This window comes from Streptomyces rectiviolaceus (assembly GCF_039533825.1).
Lineage (GTDB): Bacteria > Actinomycetota > Actinomycetes > Streptomycetales > Streptomycetaceae > Streptomyces > Streptomyces rectiviolaceus.
The window spans coordinates 21,034-28,929 of sequence record NZ_BAAAUG010000062.1; the positions used below are offsets into that span (position 1 = coordinate 21,034).

Consider the following 7,896-nt stretch of genomic DNA (forward strand, 5'->3'; position numbering starts at 1 on the left):
GGGGTTGCTGAGCGGGGTTCCGGAGCGGGCTGGCGCCGGAACGGGCTAGCGGTTGAGGTACGTGAGGACTGCGAGGACCCTGCGGTTGTCCGTGTCCGACGGGGGTAGGCCCAGCTTCGGGAAGATGTTGCTGATGTGCTTGGCGACTGCCTTTTCTGAGATGAACAAGGCCTCCGCCGTGCCCGCGTTGGACCGGCCCTGGGCCAGGCATTCCAGGACCTCGCGTTCTCGCGGGGTGAGGCGGGACATGGGGTCCGCCTGGTCGTGCGTCTTGCGGATGAGGAGCTTCGAGATCACCTCGGGGTCCATCGCCGTGCCGCCGGCGGCCACGCGCTCGATGGTCCGGATGAAGTCCGCGCCGTTCGAGACCCGTTCCTTGAGGATGTAGCCGATGCCTGTCGAGCCCGTGGCCATCAACTCCCTTGCGTAGAGCGGCTCCACGTACTGCGAGAGCAGTAGGATGGGGAGGGTGGGTGTTTGGGCGCGGGCCTTCACCGACGCGCGTAGGCCGTCGTCGGTGAAGTCTGGGGGGAGGCGTACGTCCACTATCGCTATGTCGGGCGTTGTGGCGGGGGTCAGGGCTTTTAGGAGGTCGGGGCCGTTGTCCACCGCCGCGACCACCTCGTGGCCGAAGGCCTGGAGGAGGCGTGTGATGCCGTCCCTCAGGAGGAAGTGGTCTTCGGCGAGGACAACACGCACGGCAGCTCCATCGTCACCATGGTCGGGCCGTTGAGCGGGCTGCTCACGGCGAGGACGCCGTCGAAGGTCGCTAGGCGCCGTTCGATGCCGCGCAGGCCTGTGCCCGCGGAGATGTCCGCGCCGCCGCGACCGTCGTCGGTGACGGTGATGCGGAGGGCGCCGTGGGCCGCCGCCGAGGGCTCGTGGCGGATGTCTATCCAGGCCCGGTCGGCCTGGGCGTGCTTGGCCGCGTTGGTCAGGATCTCCGAGATCGCGAAGTACGCCGCCGACTCCACCGCGGGTTCGGGGCGGCCCGGCAGGTCGGTCTCGACCTCGGTGCGCAGGGGGCAGATCATCGCCAATGAGCGTACGGCGTCGGGCAGTCCGCGGTCCGCGAGCACCGGGGGGTGGATTCCGCGGACCAGGTCGCGCAGCTCCTGCAGTGCTTTGGCCGAGGACTGGCGGGCCTCCTGGAGCAGGGCGCGGACCGCTTCCGGGTTCGACTCCAGGAGGTGTTCCGCGGCGTCCAGCGTCATGCCCATCGCCACCAGGCGGGCCTGTGCGCCGTCGTGCAGGTCGCGTTCGATGCGGCGGAGCTCGGCCTGTTGGGTGTCCACCGCGTCGGAGCGGGTGGTGGTGAGGTGCTCGATGCGGGTGGCGAGGAGTTCGCTATCGCTGGGCGCCAGCATTGCGCGGAGGTAGCGGGAGTGGTGGTGGACGGCTCGGGGAGCCGCCCAGAGTGCCAGTGGGAACTGGAGGGCGGCGAGGATTCCCGCGAGGGTGGCCGTGAGGCCGTTCTGGACCGGGATGAAGAGGTACCAGACGCTGCCCCAGCTGTCCGAGAGCTGGGGGCCGATGATCGCTGTGGTCATGCCCCAGATGCCGCTGAGGATGAGGGCTGCGGGGACGAAGGCTATGGCTCCGCCTATGTACGGGTCCAGGTTCGCCCAGCGCCAGTCCCTGTAGAGCTGGTTGTCCTTGGAGAGGAGGTGGGTGCGGAGCGTTCTGGGTGTGGGTGTGGGTGTGGGTGGGGGTTGGGTTGTGGTGGTGGCGGGGTGTTTGGGGTACGCGGCTGGGATTTCGATGCCCGACCACTGCTTTGCCAGGGCGCGTTGGCGGTCGGCCAGCTTGCGTACGGCTCGGGTGGCGCTCGGCAGCAGGGGGAGGGTGAGGCCGCTGCCGAGCAGGATGTGTACGACGTGGAGCCAGAGGGACAGGCCAAGTGCCCAGAGGGAGAGGGCCCAGAGGGTGAGGGAGCGCTTTAGGCCTGTGAGTCGGCTGGGAGGTGGGGGTGTTGGGGTGGGTTCTTGTGCCTGTCCTGTGCGGTCCATGCGGTCCATAGGGCGATTATGTGTTGCGTGGACCTGGGAAGTCGGTGGTAATAACTCCCCTCTTGGGGCCGTCCGCTGGCGGCTGGTGGGGCTGTCGGTGCGCTCGGTCAGTGGCGTAGTGCCTTGCCGATCTCTGCCTTTGGGGTGCCGGACAGGGAACGGTTGCTGCGGGCCGTGCCGGACTTCGACTTGGCGGGGTCCACGTCGTTGATGTTGAGGACGGTCGTGTCCAGGAGCTTGCCGTCGCCGTCGCGGAAGTTGACGGAGATGGTGTAGTCCCCCTTCTTGTCCTTGGTGTTGGTGGCCGTGATCTTGGCTGTCGCCCGGTCGTCCTCGGTCTTGGTGGGGCCGTCGACCTTCACGTCTTTCTTCGCGTCCACCCCGTCCTTCACCTCGGCCATCTTGGAGGCGGCGGCTTCCGTTGCGGACGAGACGGCTTCGCCCGCCTTGGCTGTGGCGGAGGCGGCTCTGTCCTTGGCCTTGTCCACGTCGCTCTCCGAGCAGGCGGTGGTGGTGAGGGCCAGTAGGGCGGTGGCGGTTGCGATGCGAGTGGCGTGGGTGCGGGTGGCGTGGGTGCGGTTCATGCGGACCACCTTCGGGGTGGTGGGGTCTGGGCGCGAGGTGGGGCGGCCGTATGGGTCCCTGTTGAGCTGGGCTGAGCCTTGGGGGGGGGCGGGGGTGCGCTCCCCTCGCGTGCGTTGCCTGCTGCGGGTGCGTGCCCTGTGCGGGGCTTGTTCGTCTGTGGGGGCGGGGCCGCGCCGGTATGTCCGTCCTCGCTATCGTCCAGTGGCCGCCTGGGTGCTTCGGGTCTGGAGTGTTGGGAACCGTGCTCCGGGCGGACATACCGGCACGTCCCCTCGCGTCTCGATGCCGGCCGCGGGTGCTTGGGGGCGTGCGGCGCTGCTCCGGCTGTGGGTGCGTGAGGGTGGGGTGCGAGGATGCCGTGATGAGTGATGACGGTGTTGCCGCTTACGTTCGTTACGAGTCGCCCGTGCGCCATCCCCGCGGGCACTTCCCCGGAGTGTTCGTTCTCGTCAATGGGCTTGCCAAGGAAGGGAAGTTGACGCCGGAGCAGGAGAGGTTTCGGCGGGTCAACAATGATTGGTACGACACCGCTTATCCGGTCCCGTCGAAGGTCGACCCCAGCGTCTACGACAACGACGTCATGCCCGGCGCCGTCGCCTGGTTCAAGGTCACCGCCACGCATCTCATCGAGCGCGTACCCGGCTATCTGAAGATTCTCGACGCGCACGGCATCGAGTGCCGGGTGGTGCGGTCGTCGGATCCTGGGCGGGTTGTCTACGAGGACGAGTTTCAGGTTGTGGTCGTGCCGTACTAGGGGCCCCTGGGGCGGGGCGGGGAGTTATGAGGATCCTGTCAGGCCGCTGTCCGGATTCCGTTTGGTCCGGGCCGCCCCGCTTATGCTCCAGACCATGTGTGCTTTTGTCCTGGTCGCGGAGGATGACGAGAAACAGGCCGAGCTGGTCCGCCGCTATCTGGAGCGCGAGGGCCACACGGTCGCCGTCGTCCACGACGGGCGTGCCGCGATCGACGAGGTGCGGCGCAGGCCGCCGGACCTGCTCGTGCTCGACGTGATGATGCCGCGGGTCGACGGACTCGGCGTCACGCGCGTCCTGCGGGGTGGGGGAGGGAACGGTCCCGTCGTCGGGATACCGATCCTGATGTTGACCGCTCGTACGACCGAGGACGATCTGCTGCTCGGCCTCGATCTCGGCGCCGACGACTATCTGACGAAGCCGTACAGTCCGCGCGAGCTGATGGCCCGCGTCCGTACGCTGCTGCGGCGCGCCCAGGGCACGCACCATCCGGTCGTCGAGGGCGCCGAAGCCGTGCCGCGTGTGCTGCGGGTCGGCGGGCTCTCCGTCGATCCCGTGCGGCACGAGGTGACCGTCGAGGGGCGGCTCGTCGAGTGCACGCCGGGGGAGTTCGAGCTGCTCGCGACGCTGGCCGCGGAGCCTGAGCGAGTGTTTACGCGGCCCCAGCTGCTCGATCGTATCCATGGGTCGTCCGGGTACATATCCGTGCGCACCGTCGACGTACATGTCCTCAATCTGCGCAAGAAGATCGAGGTCGATCCGCGCAGGCCCTGTCATCTCGTGACCGTCTTCGGCGTCGGGTACAAGCTCACCGGCGCGGCCTTCGGGGCGGCGGCGCGACGTGGTGCGTGACATACCGTTCCGCAAGAGTCTGTTGCCGCGCTTGCTGGCCGTCTCCGTGCTCGTCTCCGTGGTCTCGATCGCCGCCACCGCCTGGCTCGCCGCGCAGACCACGTCCGGCGCGATCCGGCAGGAACAGGGGCAGGTGCTCGCCGACGACGCCCGTGTCTACGACGAATTGCTCGGCCTCGCGGCCGGTGCGCCCGGATGGCGGGGTGCCGAGAAGACCGTGCGGGAGCTGGCCCGGAAGACCGGGCGGCGTATCGCCCTCACCACGCAGGACCGTGTCGTCATCGCCGACTCGCGGGACGGGAAAGGCAAGGGCAAGGGGGCGGCCGGGGCCGAGCTGCCTTCCAAGGCATCGGCCGTCGTCGATCCGCTCGCCGTCGACGGGGCGCTGACCGCCGGTGCGGGGAGCGCGGACGCGGAGGCCGGGGGTCAGGACCGCATCGATCCGCGCGCGGTCGGGCCCTTCCGGCTGCCGGGGTCGGAGCGGAAAGAGCTGGCGAAGGTGGCCGCGAGCGTCGTGGGCTGCATGCACGACCTCGGGGTCTCCGCCCATGCCGTCCAGGGACCCAGCGGACGGCCGCGCGTCGAGGCGCCCAACGATCCGTCCCAGTTCCTCGACTCCAGCTGCCGCGATTACCGGCTGGACATGCCCACCCGTACCGAGAGCAAGGCGCTCGAACGGCTCAACGAGCTGACCAACGCGTGCCTGCGGCGCGGGGACGCCCCGCCCGTCAAGGTCGGGCTCGACCTGACGTGGTGGCAGTCGGTGGGAGTGTTCGACCGTCGTTCCGGGCGCTACATCCCCACCGAGACTCAGACGCCCACGGAGGCCGAGCCTGAGCCGGATGCCGAGCCGGAAAAGGCTGTTCCCGCCGAGCCGGGCGCTCCTCGCGAGGGGCGGGGTACGCCCACGAGCATCCCGTCGGAATCGCCGTACCCCATCGAGCCGTCGGGCGGTGTCAGCCGCGTCGACAACCGGTACGACACCAAGACCGCCGCCTGCGTGGGCAGCGCCCGGCGTGAGCAGCTCGGGTCGTACGTCTCCGCGCCCGCGCTCCTCTTCGTCACCAGCACCGACGGTTCGCGCACCGCGGCGGCCCGCGCGGGCGAGACCTCGGGGTTCAGCCTCTCCGGGGCCAACACCACCCGGCTCGCGGGCCTCTCGGCGGGCATCCTCGCCGTGACGGTCGCCGTGACCGCCTTCGCCGCGACCCGGCTGACCCGCCCGCTGCGGGCGCTGACCGCCGCGACCCAGCGGATGAAGACGGGTGAGGCCGCCGAACCCGTCACTGCGCGCTCGGCCGGTTCGGCGGGGGAGATTCGCCAGCTCGCCGACGCCTTCAACGACATGGCAGCCCACCGCAAGGCCCTGGAGGACCAGCGCCAGGCCATGGTGAGCGACGTCGCTCACGAGCTGCGTACGCCGCTTTCCAACATCCGCGGCTGGCTGGAGGCGGCCGAGGACGGCGTGGTCGCCACCGACCCGGAGCTCGTCAGCTCGCTCCTCGAAGAGGCGCTGCTGCTCCAGCACATCGTCAACGACCTGCAGGATCTCGCCGCCGCCGACGCCGGTACGCTCCGGCTGCACCGCGAGCCCGTGCACGCGTCCGACGTCGTCGACCAGGTCGCGGCGGCGCACCAGGCCGGCGCCGAGGCGGCGGGCGTACGGCTGAGCGCGACGACGCTCGGCGATCCGTGTTTCACGGCCGATCCGCTCCGGCTTCGCCAGGCGATCGGCAACCTCGTATCGAACGCGATCCGGCACACCCCGCAAGGCGGCAGCGTCACGATCGGCTGCCGCGCCACGCTCGACGCGGTGGTGGTGGAGGTCGCCGATACCGGTACCGGGATCGACCCCGACGACCTGCCGCACGTCTTCGACCGCTTCTGGCGCGCGGACAAGTCACGTACGCGGGCGACCGGCGGCAGTGGGCTCGGCCTCGCGATCGTCCGCCAGCTGGTGGAGGGGCACGGCGGGACGGTGACGGCGCGGAGCACGCCGGGGGAGGGGGCGGTGTTCACGGTGCGGGTGCCTTCGGGATGATGGATGCCGATGGGTGTTACCGGGGGATACCACTTCGGGGTGCCGTCGCGGGGCTCGCTGACGTGAGCGAATGGTGGGCGAACGGTGGGCGATCCGTGAGCACCTGGTGCCGGAATCCGGAGGCCGGCGCGGGTGGCCGGGGGTCGTGGGGCGGTGCTTTCCGCGTGGGTACGGTGACTCGCTCGCGGCTGCCCCGATTCCGCGAGCACCTTAACTTCCCCACCCCGTAAGGAAGTTAAGGGTGCATCGCAGAAACTGAGCGGGCCCGGCCGCAACGGTGACACTCCCCCGAGTTACGCGCTTGGCGCGAGTACCGGCGGGGCCGGGCCCGATGTATGCATCCCATCAGGGGCCGCCAACCGATCGCTAACATGTGGCCAACGGTTGGCGGGAGATGGCGTGGACGTGCGGTGCGAAGGGTTGAGGTTCGGACTCCTGGGCGCGCCTGCCGTGTACGACGCAGATGGCGAGCCCCAGCCCGTACAGAGCGCCAAGGGCCGCGCCCTGCTGGCCGCGCTGCTGCTCGAACCGGGCAGGGTCGTCTCCGTCGACGCCCTCAAGGACGCGTTGTGGGGCGGCGCTCCGCCCGCTTCCGCGCACGCCTCCCTGCAGAACCACGTGACGCGGCTGCGCCGGCTCCTCGACGATCCGGAGCGGCTGCGGGCGGTGCCTCCGGGGTACCGGCTGCGGGTGGCCGATGGCGAGCTGGACGTACGGGTCTTCGAGCAGCTGGTCGCGCAGGCCCGTGCCGCGCACGCGGAACGCGACTGGGACGGCTGCGCGTCCGCCGCGTCCGGCGCGCTCGCCCTGTGGCGCGGCACTCCGCTGGGCGGGCTGCCCGCGGACGCGGCGGGCCACGCGCTCGTACCGCGCCTGGAGGAGGCGCGGCTCCTCGCTCTTGAGCTGCGGTACGACGCGGAGCTCGCGACCGGGGCCGGCGGCGGAGGGCTCGTGCCGGAGCTGGCGGAACTGGTCGCCGAGTATCCCTTGCGGGAGGCCTTCCACCGCCAGCTGATGCTGGTGCTGCACCGCACGGGCCGCCAGGCGGAGGCGCTCGCCGTCCACCGCGAGCTGCGGCGCAGGCTGGTGGACGAGCTGGGCGTGGAACCGGGCGCCGCGGTGCGGGAGGCGCATCGCGAGGTGCTGCAGGAGCCTGCGGGCGCGGCGTTGGGGGGACTGGACACGGCCCTTGCTGGGAGGGGCCGCGGGGCGGCTTCTGGGGCGGGGCGAGGTGTGGGGTCTGGGGCGGGTGTCGGTGGGGCGGGCTCTGCTTTGGGTTTGGGTGCGGATTCTGGGTTGGGTCGAGGTGTGGCTTCTGGGGCGGGTCGAGGCGTGGCTTCTGGGTCGGGTGTCGGTGGGGCTCCCGCGTCGGGTGTCGGTGCGGATTCTGCGTTGGGTCGAGGCGCGGCTTCTGGGGCGGGTTTGGGTGCGGGCTCTGCGTCGGGCCCCACTGCGGCTCCTGCGTCGGGTGTCGGGGCGGCGGGCTCTGCGTCGGGCCCCACCACGGCTCCTGCGTCGGGTGTTGGCGAGGCCTCTGCTGCGGGTCTGGGTGCGGCTTCTGCGTCGGGTCGAGGCGCGGCCCCCGGGTCGGGTCTGGGTGCAGGCTCTGCGTCCGGCCCCACCACGGCCTCTGCTTCGGGTGTGGGCGCGGCCTCTG

7 protein-coding genes are annotated in these 7,896 nt (G+C 70.7%); 4 read left to right on the plus strand and 3 right to left on the minus strand.

The genetic code is table 11. The features are described 5' to 3' along the window. Positions 1 to 45: 45 nt before the first annotated feature. The 3 genes from ABD378_RS18685 to ABD378_RS18695 form a co-directional block, all read right to left on the minus strand. Complete coding sequence (locus ABD378_RS18685) at positions 46 to 699, minus strand: LuxR C-terminal-related transcriptional regulator (RefSeq protein ID WP_344522050.1); 654 nt, start codon at positions 697 to 699, stop codon at positions 46 to 48. After that, positions 663 to 2,018: a sensor histidine kinase gene (locus ABD378_RS18690; protein WP_344522051.1), complete on the minus strand. Its 1,356-nt coding sequence runs from the start codon at positions 2,016 to 2,018 to the stop codon at positions 663 to 665. Before ABD378_RS18690 ends, ABD378_RS18685 begins: the two co-directional genes overlap by 37 nt. Before the next feature lie 98 nt (positions 2,019 to 2,116). Next, positions 2,117 to 2,593, minus strand: a complete 477-nt coding sequence (locus ABD378_RS18695; RefSeq protein ID WP_344522052.1) for a hypothetical protein — start codon at positions 2,591 to 2,593, stop codon at positions 2,117 to 2,119. Positions 2,594 to 2,955: 362 nt separating this feature from the next. On the opposite strand from ABD378_RS18695, the gene ABD378_RS18700 reads away from it, so the two are divergent. The 4 genes from ABD378_RS18700 to ABD378_RS18715 all read left to right on the plus strand — a co-directional run. Continuing rightward, positions 2,956 to 3,348 carry a hypothetical protein gene (locus ABD378_RS18700; protein ID WP_344522053.1) on the plus strand — a complete coding sequence of 131 codons (393 nt, stop codon included), beginning with the start codon at positions 2,956 to 2,958 and terminating at the stop codon, positions 3,346 to 3,348. A 94-nt stretch (positions 3,349 to 3,442) separates the two neighbouring features. Further along, positions 3,443 to 4,198, plus strand: a complete 756-nt coding sequence (locus ABD378_RS18705) for a response regulator transcription factor (RefSeq protein WP_344522054.1) — start codon at positions 3,443 to 3,445, stop codon at positions 4,196 to 4,198. A gap of 22 nt (positions 4,199 to 4,220) precedes the next feature. Next, positions 4,221 to 6,239, plus strand: a complete 2,019-nt coding sequence (locus tag ABD378_RS18710; protein WP_344522055.1) for a HAMP domain-containing sensor histidine kinase — start codon at positions 4,221 to 4,223, stop codon at positions 6,237 to 6,239. Between the two features lie 405 nt (positions 6,240 to 6,644). Beyond that, positions 6,645 to 7,896: AfsR/SARP family transcriptional regulator (locus ABD378_RS18715; protein WP_486389299.1), on the plus strand; the 1,252-nt coding region annotated here is incomplete at its 3' end.

Bases quoted from the DNA above. Each gene is read 5' to 3' on its own strand.
- ABD378_RS18705 (WP_344522054.1), top strand. From the start codon at position 3,443: ATGTGTGCTTTTGTCCTGGTCGCGGAGGATGACGAGAAACAGGCCGAG.
- ABD378_RS18690 (WP_344522051.1), bottom strand. From the start codon at position 2,018: ATGGACCGCATGGACCGCACAGGACAGGCACAAGAACCCACCCCAACA.
- ABD378_RS18695 (WP_344522052.1), bottom strand. From the start codon at position 2,593: ATGAACCGCACCCACGCCACCCGCACCCACGCCACTCGCATCGCAACC.
- ABD378_RS18700 (WP_344522053.1), top strand. From the start codon at position 2,956: ATGAGTGATGACGGTGTTGCCGCTTACGTTCGTTACGAGTCGCCCGTG.